This window comes from Micromonospora sp. PLK6-60 (genome assembly GCF_019890675.1).
Lineage (GTDB): Bacteria > Actinomycetota > Actinomycetes > Mycobacteriales > Micromonosporaceae > Micromonospora.
This window is the reverse complement of the sequence record NZ_JAIOAA010000003.1, coordinates 1-20,748: the sequence shown is the minus strand read 5'-3', so window position 1 is coordinate 20,748 and position 20,748 is coordinate 1. Positions and strand designations below refer to the sequence as shown.

The following is a 20,748-nucleotide window of genomic DNA, read 5'->3' as shown; positions in this document are numbered from 1 at the left end:
ACCCGGGCGGCCCCGCTCGTCAGGTGTTGTTCGCCAGCGCGATCAGCCGGCTGCGGTCGCCGTTCCAGTAGTTGCGGTCGACGTTGCCGCTGATCCCGGAGACGCTGCCGGTGCTGGTGTACTGCCAGAAGCTCCACACGGAGGCGCCGGCCGGCAGGGTGCCGGGCGTGCTCGACCAGCGGGCCAGCCAGAGCGGGTGGTTGGCCCACGGGCCGGTCCAGCTGCCGGTGCACTGGTTCCACCAGCTGGTGGTGGTGTAGATGACCGCGTACCGGCCGGTGCGGGACCGGTAGGTGTTCAGGAAGTCCTGGATCCAGTTGCGCATGCCGGTGGTGCTCAGGCCGTAGCAGGTGCCGCCGCTGTACGGGTTCGCCTCGATGTCCAGCGCGGCGGGCAGGGTGCGGCTGTCCGCCGACCAGGCGCCGCCGTTGCTGGCCAGGTAGCCGGCCTGGGTGGCGCCGGAGGAGATGTTCGGCCGGGCGAAGTGGTACGCCCCGCGGATCACCCCGGCGTTGTAGGCGTTGACGTAGTTCGTGTTGAAGTTCGGGTCCTTGTAGCTGGTCCCCTCGGTGGCCTTGATGAAGGCGAACTCGATGCCCGCGTTGCGGACGCTGGTCCAGTTGATCGTGCCCTGGTAGCGCGAGACGTCGACGCCGGCCACCGTGGCGGCGGCGGCCGGGCCGCTGGTCGCGACGAGCGCCGCGGCGGCGGTGGCGAGAACGGTCAGGCCGGCCGCGAGCAGCCGGCGCACGGAGATTCTGGTACGGGTCATGGATGCCTCCAGAGACGCCGATCAATTGACAGACATCTTTGAAGGTTAATGCCCAAGATCGCAAGAGTCACTGAACAAATTTTCACCCAACCCGTGCTGGAGACCCGGGACCGACGGGCGGTGATTCAGCGCAGCGAGGCGGGATCGAGCTGCCAACGGAACGGCTCCGTCAGCGCCAGCGTCTCGCCGGCCTTGGCCACCCGGTCCTCGACGTAGTGCCCGCCGTCCAGCCGGTACAGCCGCAGCGCGAGGCCCTCGCCCTCCTGCTCGACCAGCAGATACCACGGGATGCGGGCGATCGCGTACAGCTGCATCTTCAGCACCCGATCCGCGGCGCCGTTCCCGGGCGAGACGATCTCTCCGACGAGCGCGATCCGATCCGCGTCGAGGAACACGCCATCGTCGTCGGCATCGGTGACGACAAGGTCCGGGATCACGATCCGGTCGACGCCGAGCCGCACGTTGATGGCGTCGTAGACGAAGAGGCCGGCCGGCTCCGCCGCCTGTTCGACGCTGTTCGCCAGTCGTCGCGCCACCCGCTGGTGTCGTCGGCTCGGAGCAGGGCTCACGATCAGGCTCCCGTCGAGCAGTTCGATGCGGTCGCGGCTCTCACCCAGCGCGAGGTAGTCGGCCTCGGTCCAGAGGCCCACGTGCGACCCGAAGGGCTCCAGGGGGGCTGCGCTCACCGACCTCACCTCCGCTCCGGCGCCTCGCCCGATCAGTTTCACACCCTACGGTCCGCCGGCCCTGAACCGACACTCGATCAGCGAGTAGGCTCCCGGCCCATGTTCTCGATCGACGGCCTGAGCACCCTGTGGGACAAGCTGTTCAGCGCGCAGCCCGACCCGCCCCCGCTGCTGGTCCTGGTCACCGCCGTCCTCGCGCTGGCCGTGGTCGCCACCCGGCTGCCCTGGCGGATCGCCCGCAACGCCATCACCATCGCCCACGAGGGCGGGCACGCGCTGGCGGCGCTGCTCACCGGCCGCCGGCTGCACGGCATCCGGCTGCACTCGGACACCTCGGGACTGACCCTGTCCGCCGGCCGGCCCAGCGGCCCCGGGATGATCCTCACCCTGCTCACCGGGTACCTCGCCCCGTCGCTGGTCGGCCTGGCCGGCGCCTGGCTGCTCGCCGGCAACCGGATCACCCTGCTGCTCTGGGTGGCGGTCGCGTTGCTGCTGGCCATGCTGGTGCTGATCCGCAACGTGTACGGGGTGCTCTCGCTGCTGGTCACCGGCGGCGCGGTGCTCGCCGTCTCCTGGTACGCCACCCCGCAGGTGCAGGCCGCGTTCGCCTGGACCGGCGTCTGGTTCCTGCTGCTCGGCGGCGTACGACCGGTGTTCGAGTTGCAGAGCCTGCGCGGCCGCGGCCGGATGCCGGCCTCCGACGCCGACCAGCTCGCCGGGCTCACCCCGTTCCCGGCGCTCTTCTGGGTCGGGGTGTTCGGAGTGGTCAATGTGGCCGTGCTCGTCGTCGGCGCGCTGCTGCTGGCCGGCCCGATCCTCACCGACGCCGGCCTGATCGGCTGACCCCGGGCACCGACCTCGCCAGAACTGCCGTCGCCCGGCCGTCACGGACCGACCCGGCGAGGCAGAATCGGGGCATGCGGTACGTGATCATCGGGGCGGGCGCGGTCGGCGGCACCATCGGCGTACGGCTGGGGGAGGCCGGGCGTGACGTGACGCTGGTGGCCCGCGGCGCGCACCTGGACGCCATCCGGACGCGCGGCCTGACCCTGCGTACGCCCGACGGCGCGGTGACCTGGCGCGGCCCGGCCGCCGACGGGCCGGGGCAGACCTCGCTGCCGGCCGACACGGTGCTGGTGCTGACCGTCAAGTCGCAGGACACGGCGGCGGCGCTGGCCGCCTGGGTGGACGCGCCGGTCGCCGGGGGCGGCACCGCCGGCGAAAGGCTGCCGTTGTGCACCGCGCAGAACGGGGTGGCCAACGAGCGGGCCGCGCTGCGGCTGTTCGCCGCGGTGCACCCGGTCTGCGTCTGGCTGCCGGCCACCCACCTGGAGCCGGGCGTGGTGGTCGCCAACGGGCACCCGCACCCGGGCATGCTGCATCTGGGCCGCTACCCGACCGGCTCGGACGGGACCACCCGGGCTGTCGCCGCCGACCTGACCGCCGCCGGGTTCGTCGCGCCGGTCCGGGACGACGTGATGCGCTGGAAGTACGGCAAGCTGCTCAGCAACCTCGGCAACGGCCTCCAGGCACTGCTCGGCCCGGACGTCCCGGAGCGGCTCGTCGAGCGGGTACGGGCCGAGGGGGAGGCGGTCCTGGCCGCGGCCGGCATCGCGCACACCACCCCGGACGAGGAGGCCGCCGAGCGCGGCGACCTGGTCCGGCACCGCCGGGTCGACGGCGCGGAACGGGCCGGCGGCTCGACCTGGCAGAGCCTGGCCCGGGGCGCCGGCTCGGCCGAGGCCGACCACCTCAACGGGGAGGTCGTGCTGCTGGGCCGGCTGCACGGCGTACCGGCTCCGGTCAACGCCGCCGTGCAGCGTGCCGTCCGCCGGGCGGTCCGGGAGCGGATCCCGGCCGGCGGCTTCCCGCCGGCGGAACTGGAGAAAATGCTCGACTGACCGGCAACCCCGGCCACCTCGCCAGGCGTGTCCCCTGCGAAGACGGGGAGGTGCAGGTGCCCGACAGCGACGGCTTCGACGAGTTCTACCGGGGCAGCCGACAACGGCTGCTCGGCTTTCTCTACGTGCTCACCGGCGACCTGGCCGAGGCGCAGGACGCCGCCCAGGAGGCGTACGTCCGGGCCTGGCAGCGCTGGTCGACGGTCCAGGGGTACGACGACCCGGAGGCCTGGCTGCGGGTGGTGGCGAGCCGGATCGCGGTGAGCCGCTGGCGCAGCCTGCGCAGCCGGGCCCGGGCGTACCTGCGGCACGGCGCGCCGGAGAACGTGCCGGCCCCGAGCACCGAGACGGTGGAGGTGGTGGCCGCGCTGCGCCGGCTGCCCGAGGCGCAGCGCACCGCCCTCGCGCTGCACTACCTGCTCGGCCTGCCCGTCGCCGAGGTGGCCCGGGAGACGGCGGCACCGGTGGGCACGGTCAAGGCGCGGCTGTCGCGGGGGCGGGTCGCCCTCGCCGGCCTGCTCACGGTGCCGGAGCTGGAGGAGGCAGCGGATGCGTGACGAGGCGGCCTTTGTGGAGCGGTTGCAGCGGGAGCTGCGGGAGGTCTCCTGGCCGGAGCCGGCCGAGCTGCGGGCCCGGGCCCGGCGTCGCAGCCGGCGTACGGCCGGGATGGCGGCGGTGGCAGTGCTGGCGGTCGCCTCGGCCGCCGTCGTGCTGCCACCCCGGGCCGGGGTGCCGGAGCTGCCGCCCGTCGCTCCCGGGCCGGCGGTCCACCAGCGGACGGAGATTCCGGTGGAGGCCGTCCTGGTGCCGGCCGACCTGCCGGCCCGGACGGACCTACGGCTCGACGAGGTGGGGCTGGGGGAGCCGGTCCGAGCCGACGAGGTGCTCCGGACCTGCGCGCAGGCCCAGGGGGCGCCGGCGGACGAGACCGTCTCCCGCTACTCCCGGTCGCAGAGCCTGATCGGCGCCGACGAGCGCGACGGCGCCGCCTACCGGCGTGCGATGCTGAGCCAGGTGGTCTACCGCCTGGACGGCGACCCGAACCGGGTCTTCGACGAGCTGGACCGGTTGGTGGGCGCCTGCCGCTCGTGGACCGAGACGACCCAGGTACAGCAGGGGGAACAGGCGCCGGTCACCGCCCGGCTCACCCACCACTGGACGGTGGCCCGGCGGGACTTCGCCGGTGACCAGGCGGTCCTGATCCAGCACACCTACTCGCAGCCGGTGGACCCGGTGACCGACAAGCCGGTGGGCGTTCCGCCGGGGGCCCAGGCCACGCTGGTGGTCCGGGTCGGTGACCTGGTCAGCGTGCTGGTGCCGGCGCAGGGCCTGCCCCCGTGGGCGTCGGGCACCGACCTCTCCGACGCCCAGCTGGTTGACGTGGCCAGGGCCGCGGCCCGGCGGATGTGCGTCGCCGCCAACCCGGGCTGCTGACCCGGGACGCCCTCCCGCCGGCCCGGCGGGAGGGCGTCCCGACGGGCCGCTACAGCGGGATGTTGCCGTGCTTCTTCGGCGGCAGGGTCTCCCGCTTGGTGCGCAGCACCCGCAGGGCCCGGACGATCTGGGTACGGGTCTCGTGCGGCGGGATCACCGAGTCGACGTAACCGCGCTCGGCCGCGATGTACGGGTTGGCCAGGGTGTCCTCGTACTCGGCGATCTTCTCGGCCCGGACCGCGGCCGGATCATCGGCGGCGGCCAGCTCCTGCCGGTAGAGGATGTTCACCGCGCCCTGCGCGCCCATCACCGCGATCTGCGCGGTCGGCCAGGCGAAGTTCAGGTCCGCCCCGAGGTGCTTCGAGCCCATCACGTCGTACGCCCCGCCGTACGCCTTGCGGGTGATCACGGTGACCTTCGGGACGGTGGCCTCGGCGTACGCGTAGATGAGCTTGGCGCCGCGGCGGATGATGCCGTCCCACTCCTGCCCGGTGCCGGGCAGGAAGCCGGGCACGTCCACGAAGGTCAGCACCGGGATGTTGAAGGCGTCGCAGGTGCGCACGAACCGGGCGGCCTTCTCCGACGCGGCGATGTCCAGCGTGCCGGCGAAGTGCATCGGCTGGTTGGCCACCACGCCCACCGGGCGGCCCTCCACCCGGCCGAAGCCGACCACCATGTTCTGCGCGTAGAGCGGCTGCACCTCCAGGAACTCCCCGTCGTCGAGCACGTGCTCGATGACCCGGTGCATGTCGTACGGCTGGTTGGCCGAGTCCGGGATCAGGGTGTCCAGCTCCCGGTCCTCGGCCGAGATCTCGAGGTCGGCCGGGGCCTCGTACACCACCGGCTCGTCGAGGTTGTTCGACGGCAGGTGGGACAGCAGCGCCTTCACGTACTCGACGGCGTCCTCCTCGTCGGTGGCGAGGTAGTGCGCGTTGCCGCTGCGGGCGTTGTGGGTACGCGCGCCGCCCAGCTCCTCCATCGCCACGTCCTCGCCGGTGACCGTCTTGATCACGTCGGGACCGGTGATGAACATGTGCGAGGTCTGGTCGACCATCACGGTGAAGTCGGTGACCGCCGGGGAGTAGACCGCCCCGCCCGCGCACGGGCCCATGATCAGCGAGATCTGCGGGATGACGCCGCTGGCGCGTACGTTGCGGAAGAAGATCTCGCCGTACAGGCCGAGCGAGGCCACCCCCTCCTGGATCCGGGCGCCGCCGGAGTCGTTGATGCCGACCACCGGGCAACCGATCTTCATGGCCAGGTCCATCACCTTGACGATCTTCTCGCCGAAGACCTCGCCGAGGGAGCCGCCGAAGACCGTGAAGTCCTGGGCGAAGACGCAGACCTGCCGGCCGTCGACGGTGCCGTAGCCGGTCACCACCCCGTCGCCGTACGGGCGGGTCTTCTCCAGGCCGAAGTTGGTGGAGCGGTGCCGGGCGAACTCGTCCAGCTCGACGAAGGAGCCCTCGTCGAGCAGCATCTCGATCCGCTCCCGGGCGGTCTTCTTGCCCCTGGCGTGCTGCTTCTCGACCGCGCGCGCCGATCCGGCGTGCACCGCCTCGTCGACCCGGCGCTCCAGGTCCGCCAGCTTGCCCGCGGTGCTGTGGATGTTGGTCCCGGTCTCGGTAGTCACCCAGGGAATATAACGATGGTTCAGGACCGGGCCGCTGTGCAGTTCGCCTCACCGCTCCCGCCGGTGTGGTGCGCCGCCCCGCGCCGGGCGCTTCGGGACCGGTGTCAACCGGGGGCCCCTGCTATACCGGAGGCGTTAACCGGGGGCCCCTCCTTGCCCGCCAGTAGGCTGGCGGGATGCCCGGTTCGCCGTACACCGACCTGGACCGCCCGCCGCTGTCGGCGGCCCGGCTGGCGCGCGCGCTCGCCGGCCCGCACGGGCCGTGGCGCCGGCTGGAGCTGCGCGCCGAGACCGGGTCGACGAATGCCGACGTGACGGCGGCCGCGCAGGCGGGCGAGCCGGCAGGGCTGGTGGTGGTCGCCGAGCGGCAGACCAGCGGCCGGGGCCGGCGCGGCCGGGTCTGGCAGTCGCCGCCCCGGGCCGGCATCGCGGCCAGCGTCCTGCTCCGGCCCGGCGAGGCCGACGCCGAGCGCGGCTGGTCACCGGTCTCCCCGGTGGCGTACGGCTGGCTGCCGCTGCTGGCCGGGGTGGCCCTGGTCGAGTCGGTGGCCCGGCTGGCCGAGCTGGAGGCCGGCCTGAAGTGGCCGAACGACCTGCTGATCGGCGACGCGAAGTGCGCCGGGGTGCTGGCCGAGTCGGTGCCCGGCGCGACGCCGGCCCAGCCACCGGCGATCGTGCTGGGGATCGGGCTCAACGTGACGCTGCGCGCCGACGAGCTGCCGGAGAACCCGACCGGCCTGCCGGCCACCTCGCTGCTGCTGGCCGGCGCCGCGGCGACCGACCGGGATCCGCTGCTGCGCGCGCTGCTGCGCGGGCTGGCCGACTGGTACGACCGGTGGCGGGCGGCCGGCGGGGACGCCGTCGCCTGCGGGCTGCGCGACGCCTACCTGGCCGCCTGCGCGACGGTCGGCCGGCAGGTGCGGGTGCTGCTGCCGGACGGCTCGCAGTTCCACGGGACCGCCACCGGCGTCGACCCGGACGGGCTGCTGGTGGTGAGCGGGCCGGCCGGGGAGCGCCGGCTGGCCGCCGGCGACGTCCTGCACCTGCGGTGAAAGGAGGGTGCCCTTGTTAACGCCTGCGGTAGAGCAGGGGCCCCTTGTTAACACCCTCCGGTACGCCCGCGCGGCCGATCCCCGGAAGCGGCGCTGACCCGTTACGGTCACCCCGTCCTGTTCTGCGAGGAGGTTCCCGTGGCGTTCCCCGAAGACGTGCTCACCGAGGACGAGCACGTCGTGCTGCACCTGCACCCGCACTGGAAGGCGCTGCTGCGGCCGATCCTGGTGCTGGTGCTCGCCGTCGCCGCGGTGGTGGCGGGCTGGGTCCTGCTGCCCGAGAGCGACGGCGGCACGATCGCGCTCTACGCGGTCGCGGCGGTCTGCCTGCTGCTGGTGCTCTGGCTCGCGCTCTGGCCGTTTTTGGTCTGGCGCACTACCCACTACCTGTTCACCAACGAGCGGGTGCTGCTCCAGCAGGGCGTGCTCTCCCGGGAGCGGCGGGACCTGCCGCTCACCCGGATCAACGACCACTCGATGAACCAGCGGTTCGTGGAGCGGCTGCTGGGCTGCGGCACGCTGACCATCGAGTCCGCGGGCGAGCGCGGCCAGTCGGTGCTGCGGGACGTGCCCCGGGTGGACCGGGTGCAGACCCGGCTCTACGAGCTGGTCGAGGCCCATCACGACAAGCATTCACTGGGTGACGGCGAGATGCGGGACATCCTCGCCGACATGCGCGAGGGCCGGCCGCTGCGCGACCCCTCGGCCTAGGCCCTGTCCTGTCGATCATGTCGGTGCGAGGCGCGGTCCAGGCGGCGGTCCGGCAAGGCGGCGGTTCGTCCGGATACCGGTGTTGTATCCGGACGAACCGACAACGCCGCCGGTCGCCGTCTGGGCCCGCCGCAGCCCGGCAATGATCGGCAGGACAGGGCCTAGAAGAACGGCACCCGCCCGGGCTCGCCGGCCCGGGCGCGGGGCCGATCAGGGGCGGCGTGAGCGCTGGGTGCCGGAGTGCAGCTCGGCGGCGAACTCGGCCTCCAGGCCCCCGACGGTACGGCCGAGGCCGGCGTCGAGTGGCGCCGTCCGCGCCTGGGGTTGCTTGAACACCGGGTCGGCGGGGGAGCGGTCCGACCGGTGCCGCTCCGCCTCCTCCAGCTCGGTGACCGACTCGGCCAGCTCGGCCACCGGGTCCATCTCGGCCATGGTGTCCCACTCGTCCCGTGGGACGTCGTGCCAGGTCTGCTCGGCGTGCGCCGGGACGGGCTGGAAGACGAACGTCCGGTAGGACCAGAAGCGGAACAGGGTGGCCAGCAGGACACCCGCCGTCTTCGCCACGTTCAGCGCCAGCAGGCTGTGGATGCCGAGGCCGTACTTCGCTGCGGCCAGCACGCCCAGCTCGATCACCAGACCGGTGGCATTGAAGAGGAAGAAAAGGACGTACTCCCGCTTCATGGCCGATTTCGGACGATCCCGGTACGTCCAGTGCCGATTCATCAGGTACGACGTGATCGTGGCCACGATGGTGGCGATCACCGTCGCCTTGAGTTGCCCGTCCCGAAAAACGGTGAGTGCGAGCGCATTGAACACCGCGTAATTGATAACGGTGTTGATGCCGCCGACGATGCCGAATTTCAGCGCCTCGTGGATGAACTTCTGCCATCTCTCGGGCAGCAGACGGACCAGACGCATGCGGAACACCTTAGGGCAGTGGGCGGGGCCGGAACGGCCCGGCGGGACGAGGTGGGCGGCAGGTCACGCCCCGGAGTCACGGTCGGGACGGGAAGCCGGAGCAGACTGTGTTCCCGCCTCCACGAAGACGAACCGTCGGTACGACCAGAACCGGAACAGCGTGCCGAGCCCGGTGCCGACGACGAAGCTGGCGATGTTGTCGGCCAGGGCGGTGCGGAAGACCCCCGGCCAGATGCTGCCGAGCCCGTAGCGGCTCAGGGCGAGGCAGGCCACGGCGATGCCCAGGCCGACCGCGTTGAAGAAGAAGAACAGCGCGTACTCCCGAGCCGGGTGGGAGCGCTGCCGGTGCCGCCAGGTCCAGAACCGGTTGCCGAGGAAGGCGAAGGTGGCGGCGACGACCGTGGAGATGGTCTTCGCCGTCAACTGCTCGACGCCGTGACGGGCGGTCAGGTAGTTGAAGAGTGCGAAGTCGATGAGGAAGGCGATCCCGCCCACGGTGGCGAACTTGCTCAGCTCGCGGACGAGGTGACCGAACCGGTCGATCAGCGTGCCGATCAGACCCGGGCGGGTCTGCGGGGTGGCTGGTTGCTCCCCGGTCATCGTGGCGGCCACGCGGAGAGCCTACCGGTTGGCGGCTCTTTCGGCGGGCAGCAACAGCGAACGCCCGGCCCGGCTCGGCGGTTCCACCCCCGACCGTCGCGGCGGCGTCGACCGGGCCACGGCGGTGGCCGTGAGGGCAGCGTAACGGATTGTGAAGAAGTTGCGGATCCGTTCGCCGAATCGTCCCCCGACGGCGGCGGTGCGGATTCCACTCCGTCCCGTCCGGTTGGTACGCGGGGGGCCCGGCCACCGGCGCGATCGGCGAACGTTGCCGGGAAGATTTGCGTGAAACTGCGCGCGAAAGCGGGTATCAGATCGCGATGCCGCAGCGTGACCGCACCTTGTGCAGTTCTTCACAACCAGTCCCACTGACTGGCGGCGCAGCCCGGTTTACGCTGAGCCCAATCCCAGGTTTCCACGACGGCGAGGCCTCACTCGCCAGTACTCGTGCATCCCATAGATCGGTCAGCGTCGACCACAAGGAGATGTGACATGGTTGCTCCGGCTGCTGTTCGGGGTATCGATCAGGCCCCGACGTCCCACCCCAAACTGCTCGCCTGGGTACGTGAGGTCGCGGAACTGACCACCCCCGACCGGGTGGTCTGGGTGGACGGGTCCGATGAGGAGTGGCGTCGGCTGACCGACGAACTCGTCGAGAACGGCACCCTGATCCGGCTGAACCCGGAGAAGAAGCCCAACTCGTTCTACGCGCGGACGGACCCGTCCGACGTGGCCCGGGTGGAGGACCGCACCTATATCTGCTCCGTCGACGAGGCGGACGCCGGCCCCACCAACAACTGGATGGCGCCGGCCGAGATGAAGCGGACCATGACGGACCTCTACCGCGGCTCGATGCGGGGTCGGACGATGTACGTCATCCCGTTCGTCATGGGCCCGGCCGAGGCCGAGAGGCCCATGTTCGGCGTCGAGATCACGGACAGCGGGTACGTGGTCGCCTCGATGCGGATCATGACCCGGATGGGTGCCAAGGTCCTGGAGGCGATGGGCGACGACGCGGACTTCGTGCACGCCCTGCACTCCATCGGCGCCCCGCTCGCGCCCGGCCAGCAGGACGTGCCGTGGCCGTGCAACGAGACCAAGTACATCTCCCACTTCCCGGAGACCCGGGAGATCTGGTCGTTCGGCTCGGGCTATGGCGGCAACTCCCTGCTCGGTAAGAAGTGCTACTCCCTGCGGATCGCCAGCGTGATGGGGCGGGACGAGGGTTGGCTCGCCGAGCACATGCTGATCCTCAAGATCACCTCGCCGGAGGGCAAGGTCTACCACGTGGCCGGCGCCTTCCCGTCGGCCTGCGGCAAGACCAACCTCGCCATGCTGGAGCCGACCATCCCGGGCTGGAAGGTCGAGACCATCGGCGACGACATCGCCTGGATGCGGTTCGGCCCGGACGGTCGCCTCTACGCGGTCAACCCCGAGTACGGCCTCTTCGGCGTCGCGCCCGGCACCGGCTGGAAGACCAACGCCAACGCGATGCGCACCATCGAGCGCGGCAACTCGGTCTTCACCAACGTCGGCCTGACCGACGACGGGGATGTCTGGTGGGAGGGCATGGGCGAGCCGCCGGCCCACCTCACCGACTGGAAGGGCCGGGACTGGACGCCGGAGAGCGATGAACTCTCCTCGCACCCCAACAGCCGGTTCTGCACCCCGATCACCCAGTGCCCGATCCTGGCCGAGGACTACTACGACCCGAACGGGGTGCCGATCGACGCCATCCTGTTCGGTGGCCGGCGCCGGGACACCGTCCCGCTGGTCACGGAGGCCCGCGACTGGGTGCACGGCGTCTACATGGGCGCCACGCTCTCCTCGGAGACCACCGCTGCGGCCTCCGGCGCGGTCGGCGTGGTCCGCCGTGACCCGATGGCGATGCTGCCGTTCATCGGCTACCACGCCGGCGACTACTTCCGGCACTGGATCGAGATGGGCAAGGGCGCCGACGGTGACGAGGCCAAGCTGCCGAAGATCTACTACGTCAACTGGTTCCGTAAGGATCCCGAGGGCAACTTCCTCTGGCCGGGCTTCGGGGAGAACTCCCGGGTGCTCAAGTGGGTAATCGAGCGGCTGGAGGGCCGGGCCGAGGCCGTCGAGACGCCGATCGGCATGGTCCCCGCCCAGGACGCGCTCGACGTCGAGGGCCTGGACATGACCCCGGAGGACGTCCGGATCGCGCTCAAGGTCGACCCGGCGGAGTGGCGCAACGAGCTGCCGCTGGTCACCGAGTGGTTCGAGAAGTTCGGCGACAAGCTGCCCGGCGTGCTCTGGGCCGAGCTGGACGCGCTGCGCGCCCGGCTGGACGCGGAGCCGCAGCGGTAGGTGTGAGCGTTGCCCGTACCGGGCAACATCGGGTGCCATGAGGACGGCCGCCGAACCTGTCGAGGTCCGGCGGCCGTCCGCCGTCCGGGCGCTGAGCACCCTGCTGGCCGTCACGGCGGCGGCCACCGTCGTGGTCGAGCTGCTCAACTGGTGGTACGCGCCGGAGCAGGAGTTCGGCCTGGCGGTACGGACCGGTTGGGCGATGCTCCGCTCGGTGGCTTTCCTGGTGCTGATCGGGCACGTCAACCGGGGCCGGACGGTGGCCAAGCCGTTCGGCCTGATCCTGGCGGTCACCACCGTCTTCGCGGTGGGCCGGCTGGTGGTGCCCCGGCAGGGGGTGCCGCCGCTGCCCGGCCTGCTCGGCTTCGGGCTGCTCACCGCGCTCTGCGTGGCGGTGGTGGGGCTGCTGTACCGGTCGGACGCGGTGGGCGGGTACCTGGTCCGGCACCGCAAGGGCCTGGTCCTGGAGCACGGCGCGATCTCCTGGCGGGAGGTGGCGCCGAAGCGGCCCGCGGTCACCGGCTGGCTGCTCACCGCCCGGGTCGCCGCCTTCACCTACAGCCCGCTGATGCTGGTGCCGGCGCTGGTCGCCGGCGGGTCCATCCTGGACGGCGGGCTCAGCGCCGTGCCGGCGGTGCTGGGCTGGTTCGTCGCCGGCATCGTGGTCAGCTACGTGGTGCTCTTCGCCACCGCGTTCCTCATGCGGCACCGCCCCTGGGCCCGCAAACTGCTGGTCGTCACCACCGTCGCCGTCCTGGCCGTGGACCTCCCCCTCTGCTGGTGGCTGCTCGACGTCGACGGCCTGATCCGCGACGGCGCCCCCCTGCTCTCCGCCGCCCTCCTCTGCCTCTGGTCCCTCCACCGCGCCCCGCGCACCCCCTGACCCGTTGATCATGAAGTTTGCGTCGTCCATGGCCGGATTTCCGACGCAAACTTCATGATCAACGAAGGGGGGCTGGGTGCGGGGGAGGGGAAAATAGGGGCGTGTGGGATGTGGTGGTGGTGGGGGCGGGGCCGGCGGGGGCCGCGGCGGCGTTGGCGGCGCGGCGGGCGGGGGCGCCGCGGGTGTTGCTGCTGGATCGGTACGACTTTCCCCGGGACAAGGCGTGTGGGGACGGGATCGCGGCGCACGCGGTGGACGTGCTCGGTGAGCTGGGGGTGACCGGGGTGGTCGACGGGTACGCCCCGGTGCCGGCGCTGCGGCTGGTCGGGCCCGGCGGCGGGGTGGTGGCCCGGGAGTTGCCCCGGCCGGCGTACACGGTGCCCCGCGAGGTCTTCGACGCCCGGCTGGTGGCCGCGGCGGTGGCGGCCGGGGCGGAACTGCGCCGGCACACCGTGCGCCACCTCGACGTCCGCGCCGACCGGGTGGTGCTGGACGGCCAGGTCAGCGGCCGGGCGGTGGTCGGCGCGGACGGGGCGGGCTCGGTGGTCCGCCGGGCGCTCGGCCACCCGGTGAACCCGGACCGGCACCTGGCGCTGGCCATCCGGGGGTACGCTCCGGCCCGTCCCGGCCCGCCCGAGCAGCTCATCGTCACCTCGGCCGCGCGCTGGCCGGCGTACGCCTGGTCCTTTCCGATCGGCGACGGGCGGGCGAACGTCGGGTACGGGGAGGTGTTGCGCGGCGAGCCGCTGACCCGGGCCCACCTGCTGGACCGGCTGGCCGCGCTGCTGCCGGAGACCGACCCGGCGGCGGCGACCGGGCTGCGCGCGCACCACCTGCCGCTGTCGACCTGGCGGCCGGCCCCCGGTCGGGGCCGGCTGGTGCTGGCCGGTGACGCCCTGTCCCTGATCAACCCGTTCACCGGCGAGGGGATCTTCTACGCGCTGCTCTCCGGCGCGCTGGCCGGCGCGGCGGCCGCCGGGTCGCCGGAGCGGGCCGGCGCGCGCTACACCGCCGACCTGCGCCGCCGCCTCGGCCGGCACCTGCGGCACAGCTCGACCGCCGCCTGGCTGGCCCGGCGCCGGCCGGTGGTGGACGCGGCGGTCCGCGCCGCCCGGCGGGACCCGCGGGTGTACGCCACGGTGGTCGAGCTGGGGCTCGGCGACGGCCGCCTGGACGCGCGGACCCTCGCGATGATCGGCGTCGGTCTCTCGGCGTGGGATCGGCCACCGCGACACTGATCTTTCCGATCGGTCGCTACCCTGCAAGGTGATGACTCTGCGGAATCTCCTCTACTCCGTTTACGAGCGGCGCCTGACGGCGAAGCTCGCGGGCAAGCCGGTGCCCCGGCACGTCGGTGTCATGTGCGACGGCAACCGCCGGTGGGCGCGGGAGATGGGCTTCGTCGACCCCAACGACGGCCACCGGATGGGCGCCGAGCGGATCAAGGAGCTGCTGCGCTGGTGCGACGCGGCCGGGGTCGGCCACGTCACGCTCTGGCTGCTCTCCACCGACAACCTCTCCCGCCCGGCCGAGGAGCTCAACCCGCTGCTGCAGATCATCGAGGATCTGAGCACCGAGCTGGCCGAGGAGGGCAACCCCTGGCGGCTGCGGATGGTCGGCGCGTTGGACGTGCTGCCCGCCCAGCTGGCGCAGGCCCTGAAGGCCGCCGAGGAGCGCACCCGGGACCGGGCCGGCGGCGCCCAGGTCAACATCGCCGTCGGGTACGGCGGGCGGCGCGAGATCGCCGACGCGGTGCGGTCGCTGCTGCTGGAGCACGTGGCGGCCGGCGGCACCGTCGAGGAGCTGGCCAACTCGATCGACGTCGACCACATCTCCGAGCACCTCTACACCAAGGGCCTGCCGGACCCGGATCTGATCATCCGGACCAGCGGCGAGCAGCGCCTCTCCGGCTTCATGCTCTGGCAGTCGGTGCACTCGGAATACTACTTCTGCGAGCTCAACTGGCCCGACTTCCGCCGCGTCGACTTCCTGCGTGCGCTGCGCTCCTACGCCACCCGGCAACGCCGCTTCGGGGTCTGATCCCGCCGGGCACCGGCGACGGTCCCGGCCGCCGGGCCGGTGGCACAGTCAGGTCAGGTCAGGTGCGGGAGGGCGGCGGTCAGGAAGTCGCCGAGCGCGGCGGGGGAGTCGATGGTGAGGTCGGCCGCCTCGGCCACCTCGTGACCCGTCTCCGGGTTCGCCACCGCGACGCAGACGCCCACGAAGCGGGGATCCGCCGCGGCCCGGGCGCGCAACGCGGCGAAGGCCTTGATGTCGGAGACGTCGTCGCCGAAATACCAGGCGCCGCCCGCGTCCCGGACGACCTCGCCGATGACCATGCCCTTGTCGCGGTCGACCGGCGGCTTGATCTCCAGCACCATCCGGCCGGCCTGGCACTTGAGGCCCAGCCGGTCGGCCTGCTCCCGCCCCCACCGCTCCACCTCCGGCCCGAGCTGCGGCGAGGTGCGCCAGTGCAGCGCGACGGAGAGTCGCTTGAACTCGACGAGCGTGCCGGCGGGCAGCTCGGCCCGGGCCTGGTCGGCCAGCTCGGACATGGTGGGCACCCAGGGCAGCGCGGCCGGCTCGGTCACCGTCTCGCCGCCGGAGTGGCTGTGCTCCAGCCCGTACAGGCCGTAGAGGTCGACGCCGTGCAGGCCGCCGAGCTGCTCGCGGAGGAACTCCACCGGGCGGGCCGAGACGATGGCCACCCGGCGGACGACCGGCGCCAGCGCCTCGATCGCGGCGAGCACCTTCGGCGCGGGGCGCACGGCGGTGGGGTCGTCGTCGACCGGGGCGAGGGTGCCGTCGAAGTCGAAGAACAGAACTGTCTCACTGGCCCTCGCGCCGGTGGCGCGCCAGGCCTGCTCGGCGTCCAACGGGGTCTTCGGCTGCTGGTTGCCCAGATTCAACGGCGGCACGCGCGAAAGCGTACCCCGGGGGCGGTCGCCCGCTCGTGGCCGAGAGGTGACGCTCAACCGTCCGGGGGATCAGCGTTCGGCGGCTCCCCGGCCGCGCCGATCGAGCGGTACGACGGCCGCATCGGGGCCGTGGGTGAGCAGGTAGCCCTCCACGAAGCCGGCGTTGCGGTCGCCGGTGTGCGCCTCGATCTCGTTCAGCCGGGCCACCAGGAACTCGGTGAGCGCGGTGACCCGGTCGTTGAGCCGGTCGTGCAGCTCGGCGAGGACGGCCAGGACGACCGCCGTGCCGGCGGTGGTGAGGGCGAAGAGATTGACGAGCAGGGGAACCTGCTCGCCGTCGACCGCGACGATCACCACGTTGGCGGTCACGGCGGAGGTCAGGCACACCACCGCGACCACGACTGCCCACCATTTCAGGGTCATGGACAGACCCCTCCTTCTGTCCCGCAGGGCTGGGTTCGGCCTTGTCCCGTCCCCCCGCCGATGACGAGCCCAAGCAGTACAGACAGGACGCTAGCGTGCCGGGTCCGTCCCGGAAGGGAAACGATGGAGGCTGACCAGGCGTTCTTTCGCCATCTGGAGAACTAGCCCGCTTGTTTCCGTCGATTTCGGACATCGACGGGGAGGGATGGGCGATATGCGAGATAACGAATGGTTTCTCGGATGTGGAACTTCTCCGCGTCCGAGACTCCCGGATCGACCAAACGGCGCAGCAGCGCGGCGACGTCCGGGTCCATCTCCGGGGTGACCGGGTCGGCGGCGGCCGGGGCGGTGCGGTCCCAGCCGAGCGCGCCGAAGGCGGCGGCCGGGTTGAGCCCGAGCCCCTCACAGAACGCGACCACCCGTTCCGCCTCCGGGTCGCTGGCCCAGTCGCCGCGGACCCACCGGTTGATGGTCTGCCGGGAGACGCCGGTGCGGCGGGACACCTCGGTGCCGCTCCATGCCCGGGTCGCCCGGGCGTCGTCGAGCGCCCGGCGGACGAAGGTGGCGAAGGCGATCTTCCGCGCGTTGTTCGTCTCGGTCACCCCGTGACGGTACGGCCGGGTGGCCGTCGAGGGTGGACCCGGCGCGCTGCCGTCTCGCCTGTGAGACGACTTCAACTCTGTGCCGGTAAACGACTTATTGCCTGCTCTGAGGGGTGTCACCCGGGCAGATTAGCTGCCGTCACGGACCGCGGTAACCGGACGAAAAGCTGATACTGTCACGTTCATGGGACAATCTACGGTGTGTCACGTGCATGAGACGATCAGTGCTCACATGCGTCACTCCTTCGCCGCACGGGGGGTGTGGTGACCGAACTCGCTACCCGTGCCCAGGCCTTCCGCCTGATCGCCGACGGAGTGGCCGCCGGCCTGAGCGCGCCCTGGCGCCTCTACCTCGCCCGCGGCTGCCGCTACCTGTCGCTGAGCGTCGCCGACCGGGGCGAGTGGGACGCCTGGCGCACCCATCTCGGCTGCCCCGAGCTGAGCGTCCGGGTGTACGACGCCGGCGGCGAGATCCGGCGCTCCTCGGTGGCCGAGGTCGTCCTGGACGGCTGCCGGATCAGCGTCGAACTGGTGGAGGAGGTGACCACCGCCGACCTGGAGCGGCTGCTGGTGGTCGACCCCAGCCGGGCAGAGCCGGAGGACCGATGACCCCCTCCGTCATCCCGCGACCCGCCGGAGTCGCGGGATGAGCCCCTTCCTCGCCGTCGTCCTGGTCCTCGTGCTCGCCTCGACCAGCTACGCGGCCGGCCGGCTGCACGGCCAGCTCAGCTACCGCATCGGCTACCGGTTCGGCTACCGCCAGGGCTACTTCGACGGCGACCGGGGGGCCTGGAACCGCCGCCGGCGGGACGCCCAGGCGGCGATCGCCTCGGCGCTGTCGGCCTCCGCCGCCCGCTCGGGCGGTGCCGGGAGCCGGCAGGGCACCACCTACACCGGCTCGTCGTTCACCGCCCCCGCGGTGACCGGCCGACACCCGACCGGCACCCTGGTCCGGCGCCGGGGCTGAGGCCCCACCACTGGACGCGGTGCGCCGTCCGCGGCGGACGCGCACCGTCGGGGCCGGCGTCAGACCGGTGACGCCGGGCCTCGCCGGCCGGGATGCGCGCAGGGGGCATGCATCCCGGCCGGACCGCCGCCCGTACGCCGCCTCGGCCGGGCCCGGTGGGAAACACCGCCTGACCCGCCCGTCGGGTGAGATCCAGTTCGGGTACTAGCCGCCGCGCCCGCGCGCCGCTAGCGTCTACTCATGGCGCGGGGTTCCCCCGGGCCAGCCGGCCAGCCCGGACCTGCGACCTCGCGCACGGGGCCCGCATCCGACCCCGTGTCCACCGGGCACCGGACGAGGCGGACTCGGGTGGCCGGGTGCCCACCCGCGGAGCAGGCCTGTGACGACTCGCCGTACCGCTACCGGGGCCGACCAGACCCCGGCCGCGACTGCCACGACCCGCCGGACCACCCGGAGCCGCCGGGCGGCGGCCGCCCCCGCCGACACCGAGGAGCCCCGACCATCGGGCCAGGTCTTCGTCCTGGACACCTCGGTCCTGCTCTCCGATCCCGCGGCGTTCCACCGTTTCGCCGAGCACGAGGTGGTGCTGCCGCTGGTGGTGATCTCCGAGCTGGAGGGGAAGCGGCACCACCCCGAGCTGGGCTGGTTCGCCCGGCAGGCGCTGCGCATGCTGGACGAGCTGCGGGTGACGCACGGCCGGCTGGACCGCCCGCTGCCCGCCAACGAGCAGGGCGGCACGCTGCGGGTGGAGCTCAACCACACCGACGACGGGGTGTTGCCGCCCGGCTTCCGCAACGAGTCGAACGACGCCCGGATCCTGTCCGTGGCGCTCAACCTCGCCGCCGAGGGGCGGGAGGTGACCCTGGTCAGCAAGGACATGCCGCTGCGGGTGAAGGCCGCCTCGGTCGGGCTGCGCGCGGACGAATATCGGCACGGCCAGGCCAGCGACCCCACCTGGACCGGGATGGCCGAGCTGGAGCTGGCCGAGGAACAGATCGGGCAGCTGTACGCGGGCGAGACCCTCGACCTGGACGCCGCGGCGGGGCTGCCCTGCCACACCGGCCTGGTGCTGCACTCGGCCCGGGGCTCGGCGCTCGGCCGGGTGCTGCCCGACAAGACGGTGCGGCTGGTTCGCGGCGACCGGGAGGCGTTCGGCGTGCACGGCCGCTCGGCCGAGCAGCGGATCGCGCTGGACCTGCTGCTCGACGAGTCGATCGGGATCGTCTCGCTCGGCGGCCGGGCCGGCACCGGCAAGTCCGCGCTGGCGCTCTGCGCCGGTCTGGAGGCGGTGATGGAGCGCCGCCGGCACAAGAAGGTGGTCGTCTTCCGGCCGCTGTACGCGGTCGGCGGTCAGGAGCTGGGCTACCTGCCCGGTTCGGAGTCGGAGAAGATGTCGCCCTGGGCGCAGGCCGTCTTCGACACCCTCGGCGCGGTGGTGCACGAGAACGTGCTGGAGGAGGTCACCGCGCGCGGGCTGCTGGAGGTGCTGCCGCTTACCCACATCCGGGGCCGGAGCCTGCACGACGCCTTCGTCATCGTCGACGAGGCCCAGTCGCTGGAGCGCGGGGTGCTGCTCACCGTGCTCTCCCGGATCGGCCAGGGCTCCCGGGTGGTGCTCACCCACGACGTGGCGCAGCGGGACAACCTGCGGGTCGGCCGGCACGACGGGGTGACCGCGGTGATCGAGACGCTGAAGGGTCATCCGCTGTTCGCGCACGTCACCCTCACCCGTTCGGAGCGTTCTCCGATCGCCGCGATGGTCACGGATCTGCTGGAGGACATTCCGTAGCCGGGCCGCCGAGCCGGCGGTTCTGGTCGTTTACGTCCGCATTCGCTTTGTGGTGCAGATCACAAATTGAGTCGCCGGTTTCCCATCAGCCTCACCGTGCGCGATGGTTTCCATCGAGCGCCCACGCACCAGGAAGATCGTTGAGGATCGCTCGCCCCACGGCGAGCGGCATCGGCGACCGCCAGTGCGTCGGCTGCGACCGGCTTTGAGGTCGGGGCGCTCGCGGCGCGGACGGGCCGGCACCGGCCACCTCGCCGCGTCCTTGCCCCCGACGAAGGGACCACTTCGTGAGTCGGCTGTGGAGCCGGTTCGGCGCCCGCACGGCCGCTGTCGCGCTGCTCTCCGTGGGCGTAGCCGGCGGCTTCTATCTGGGTGAAGACCGGGAAGTCCAGCAGCAGGGCCTGACCGCGCAGGTCGGGTTCCAGGTCGACCGGGCCGAATACCGCTACCAGCAGGAGCGGCAGGCCGATCACCGGGTCGACGCCGCCAAGCAGCGGGCCGCCGAGTACCAGGCCCGGCTGCGCGCCGCCGCGGCGGCCAAGGAGGCCGCGGAGCGGGCCCGGCAGGCCGAACGCGCCGCCGCGTCCCGGAAGAAGGAGCGCGAGGAGGCCGCGGCCCGCAAGAAGGCCGAGGAGGAGGCCGCCAAGAAGGCGAGCAAGCCGTACGACGGCCCGATCCCCGCCTCCTGCAACGAGTACAGCGGCAACCGGAAGATCGGCTGCGCGCTGATGATCCAGGACGGCTTCGGCATCGACCAGTTCCCGTGCCTGGACAAGCTCTGGACCAAGGAGAGCGGCTGGAACCCGAAGGCACACAACTCCAGCTCGGGGGCGCACGGCATCCCGCAGGCGGTCCCGGGCAGCAAGATGGCCACGGTGGGTGACGACTGGGAGACCAACCCGGCCACCCAGATCAAGTGGGGCCTCGGCTACATCGAGGGCCGCTACGACAACCCGTGCGGCGCCTGGAGCCACTCGCAGAACTCCGGCTGGTACTGATCATCACCGATTGACGTCGACGGCGGGGGGGGGGGGCGCCCCCCCCCCCCGCCGCCGTCTCGCCCCGCGCACGGGTGGCGGTTGCCCCGGATAGCTGATAGCTCTTGGAGGGTGACCACAGGCGGGG

The 20,748-nt window shown here is 72.4% G+C and carries 22 protein-coding genes; 14 read left to right on the top strand and 8 right to left on the bottom strand.

Annotated features, from left to right (window positions below):
- Positions 1-19: 19 nt before the first annotated feature.
- A complete protein-coding gene (locus K7640_RS06340) occupies positions 20-772 on the bottom strand; it encodes a GH25 family lysozyme (protein ID WP_222953776.1) in 753 nt (250 codons plus the stop codon).
- Between the two features lie 125 nt (positions 773-897).
- On the bottom strand, positions 898-1,458 hold the full coding sequence (locus K7640_RS06335) for a Uma2 family endonuclease (RefSeq protein ID WP_222953775.1): 561 nt from the start codon (positions 1,456-1,458) through the stop codon (positions 898-900).
- Positions 1,459-1,557: 99 nt separating this feature from the next.
- Here K7640_RS06335 and K7640_RS06330 point away from each other — a divergent pair, with 99 nt between their 5' ends.
- From K7640_RS06330 to K7640_RS06315, 4 genes are all read left to right on the top strand, one after another.
- Positions 1,558-2,301, top strand: a complete 744-nt coding sequence (locus tag K7640_RS06330) for a M50 family metallopeptidase (protein WP_222953774.1) — start codon at positions 1,558-1,560, stop codon at positions 2,299-2,301.
- Positions 2,302-2,375: 74 nt separating this feature from the next.
- Entirely contained in the window at positions 2,376-3,359 is a 984-nt protein-coding gene (locus tag K7640_RS06325) for a ketopantoate reductase family protein (protein ID WP_222953773.1), read from the top strand.
- 56 nt (positions 3,360-3,415) lie between these two features.
- Complete coding sequence (locus tag K7640_RS06320) at positions 3,416-3,916, top strand: sigma-70 family RNA polymerase sigma factor (protein WP_222953772.1); 501 nt, start codon at positions 3,416-3,418, stop codon at positions 3,914-3,916.
- Positions 3,909-4,793 (top strand): hypothetical protein, encoded by an 885-nt coding sequence (locus K7640_RS06315; protein WP_222953771.1) that lies wholly within the window; start codon positions 3,909-3,911, stop codon positions 4,791-4,793. The genes K7640_RS06320 and K7640_RS06315 overlap by 8 nt, the downstream gene beginning before the upstream one ends.
- Positions 4,794-4,842: 49 nt before the next feature.
- On the opposite strand, the gene K7640_RS06310 is transcribed toward K7640_RS06315, so the two are convergent.
- Positions 4,843-6,426: an acyl-CoA carboxylase subunit beta gene (locus tag K7640_RS06310; RefSeq protein ID WP_222953770.1), complete on the bottom strand. Its 1,584-nt coding sequence runs from the start codon at positions 6,424-6,426 to the stop codon at positions 4,843-4,845.
- Positions 6,427-6,602: 176 nt separating this feature from the next.
- Between K7640_RS06310 and K7640_RS06305 the strand changes: the two genes are divergently transcribed.
- Both K7640_RS06305 and K7640_RS06300 read left to right on the top strand, forming a co-directional pair.
- Positions 6,603-7,478: a biotin--[acetyl-CoA-carboxylase] ligase gene (locus K7640_RS06305; protein WP_222953769.1), complete on the top strand. Its 876-nt coding sequence runs from the start codon at positions 6,603-6,605 to the stop codon at positions 7,476-7,478.
- 138 nt (positions 7,479-7,616) lie between these two features.
- Complete coding sequence (locus K7640_RS06300) at positions 7,617-8,189, top strand: PH domain-containing protein (protein ID WP_222953768.1); 573 nt, start codon at positions 7,617-7,619, stop codon at positions 8,187-8,189.
- A gap of 210 nt (positions 8,190-8,399) precedes the next feature.
- Here K7640_RS06300 and K7640_RS06295 read toward each other — a convergent pair whose 3' ends face one another.
- Together K7640_RS06295 and K7640_RS06290 are read right to left on the bottom strand one after the other, a co-directional pair.
- Positions 8,400-9,107: a GtrA family protein gene (locus tag K7640_RS06295; protein ID WP_222953767.1), complete on the bottom strand. Its 708-nt coding sequence runs from the start codon at positions 9,105-9,107 to the stop codon at positions 8,400-8,402.
- Between the two features lie 63 nt (positions 9,108-9,170).
- On the bottom strand, positions 9,171-9,719 hold the full coding sequence (locus K7640_RS06290) for a GtrA family protein (RefSeq protein WP_308042475.1): 549 nt from the start codon (positions 9,717-9,719) through the stop codon (positions 9,171-9,173).
- Positions 9,720-10,199: 480 nt separating this feature from the next.
- Between K7640_RS06290 and K7640_RS06285 the strand changes: the two genes are divergently transcribed.
- The 4 genes from K7640_RS06285 (at position 10,200) to K7640_RS06270 (ending at position 14,964) form a co-directional block, all read left to right on the top strand.
- Positions 10,200-12,041: a phosphoenolpyruvate carboxykinase (GTP) gene (locus K7640_RS06285; protein WP_222953766.1), complete on the top strand. Its 1,842-nt coding sequence runs from the start codon at positions 10,200-10,202 to the stop codon at positions 12,039-12,041.
- Between the two features lie 37 nt (positions 12,042-12,078).
- The gene (locus tag K7640_RS06280) at positions 12,079-12,924 is read left to right on the top strand and encodes a hypothetical protein (protein ID WP_222953765.1); all 846 of its coding nucleotides are present in this window, start codon (positions 12,079-12,081) and stop codon (positions 12,922-12,924) included.
- A gap of 101 nt (positions 12,925-13,025) precedes the next feature.
- Positions 13,026-14,162, top strand: a complete 1,137-nt coding sequence (locus tag K7640_RS06275) for a geranylgeranyl reductase family protein (RefSeq protein ID WP_222953764.1) — start codon at positions 13,026-13,028, stop codon at positions 14,160-14,162.
- A 31-nt stretch (positions 14,163-14,193) separates the two neighbouring features.
- Positions 14,194-14,964, top strand: coding sequence for an isoprenyl transferase (locus tag K7640_RS06270; RefSeq protein WP_222953763.1), 771 nt, complete (start codon positions 14,194-14,196; stop codon positions 14,962-14,964).
- 53 nt (positions 14,965-15,017) lie between these two features.
- On the opposite strand, the gene otsB is transcribed toward K7640_RS06270, so the two are convergent.
- From otsB to K7640_RS06255, 3 genes are all read right to left on the bottom strand, one after another.
- Positions 15,018-15,842, bottom strand: coding sequence for a trehalose-phosphatase (gene otsB / locus K7640_RS06265; RefSeq protein ID WP_222953762.1), 825 nt, complete (start codon positions 15,840-15,842; stop codon positions 15,018-15,020).
- Between the two features lie 69 nt (positions 15,843-15,911).
- The gene (locus tag K7640_RS06260; protein ID WP_222953761.1) at positions 15,912-16,265 is read right to left on the bottom strand and encodes a hypothetical protein; all 354 of its coding nucleotides are present in this window, start codon (positions 16,263-16,265) and stop codon (positions 15,912-15,914) included.
- A 161-nt stretch (positions 16,266-16,426) separates the two neighbouring features.
- A complete protein-coding gene (locus K7640_RS06255; RefSeq protein WP_222953760.1) occupies positions 16,427-16,867 on the bottom strand; it encodes a helix-turn-helix transcriptional regulator in 441 nt (146 codons plus the stop codon).
- Positions 16,868-17,131: 264 nt separating this feature from the next.
- Here K7640_RS06255 and K7640_RS06250 point away from each other — a divergent pair, with 264 nt between their 5' ends.
- The 4 genes from K7640_RS06250 (at position 17,132) to K7640_RS06235 (ending at position 20,621) form a co-directional block, all read left to right on the top strand.
- Positions 17,132-17,476 carry a hypothetical protein gene (locus K7640_RS06250; RefSeq protein ID WP_222953759.1) on the top strand — a complete coding sequence of 115 codons (345 nt, stop codon included), beginning with the start codon at positions 17,132-17,134 and terminating at the stop codon, positions 17,474-17,476.
- A 37-nt stretch (positions 17,477-17,513) separates the two neighbouring features.
- Entirely contained in the window at positions 17,514-17,834 is a 321-nt protein-coding gene (locus tag K7640_RS06245; protein ID WP_222953758.1) for a hypothetical protein, read from the top strand.
- Positions 17,835-18,213: 379 nt separating this feature from the next.
- Positions 18,214-19,623 carry a PhoH family protein gene (locus K7640_RS06240; protein ID WP_222953757.1) on the top strand — a complete coding sequence of 470 codons (1,410 nt, stop codon included), beginning with the start codon at positions 18,214-18,216 and terminating at the stop codon, positions 19,621-19,623.
- 287 nt (positions 19,624-19,910) lie between these two features.
- Complete coding sequence (locus K7640_RS06235) at positions 19,911-20,621, top strand: lytic transglycosylase domain-containing protein (RefSeq protein WP_222953756.1); 711 nt, start codon at positions 19,911-19,913, stop codon at positions 20,619-20,621.
- Positions 20,622-20,748 lie beyond the last annotated feature (127 nt).

Excerpts from the sequence above, each read along its gene's own strand:
- K7640_RS06340 (WP_222953776.1), bottom strand. The coding sequence starts at position 772 with ATGACCCGTACCAGAATCTCCGTGCGCCGGCTGCTCGCGGCCGGCCTG.
- K7640_RS06330 (WP_222953774.1), top strand. The coding sequence starts at position 1,558 with ATGTTCTCGATCGACGGCCTGAGCACCCTGTGGGACAAGCTGTTCAGC.
- K7640_RS06325 (WP_222953773.1), top strand. The coding sequence starts at position 2,376 with ATGCGGTACGTGATCATCGGGGCGGGCGCGGTCGGCGGCACCATCGGC.
- K7640_RS06315 (WP_222953771.1), top strand. The coding sequence starts at position 3,909 with ATGCGTGACGAGGCGGCCTTTGTGGAGCGGTTGCAGCGGGAGCTGCGG.
- K7640_RS06305 (WP_222953769.1), top strand. The coding sequence starts at position 6,603 with ATGCCCGGTTCGCCGTACACCGACCTGGACCGCCCGCCGCTGTCGGCG.
- K7640_RS06295 (WP_222953767.1), bottom strand. The coding sequence starts at position 9,107 with ATGCGTCTGGTCCGTCTGCTGCCCGAGAGATGGCAGAAGTTCATCCAC.
- K7640_RS06285 (WP_222953766.1), top strand. The coding sequence starts at position 10,200 with ATGGTTGCTCCGGCTGCTGTTCGGGGTATCGATCAGGCCCCGACGTCC.
- K7640_RS06280 (WP_222953765.1), top strand. The coding sequence starts at position 12,079 with ATGAGGACGGCCGCCGAACCTGTCGAGGTCCGGCGGCCGTCCGCCGTC.
- K7640_RS06270 (WP_222953763.1), top strand. The coding sequence starts at position 14,194 with ATGACTCTGCGGAATCTCCTCTACTCCGTTTACGAGCGGCGCCTGACG.
- K7640_RS06260 (WP_222953761.1), bottom strand. The coding sequence starts at position 16,265 with ATGACCCTGAAATGGTGGGCAGTCGTGGTCGCGGTGGTGTGCCTGACC.
- K7640_RS06245 (WP_222953758.1), top strand. The coding sequence starts at position 17,514 with ATGAGCCCCTTCCTCGCCGTCGTCCTGGTCCTCGTGCTCGCCTCGACC.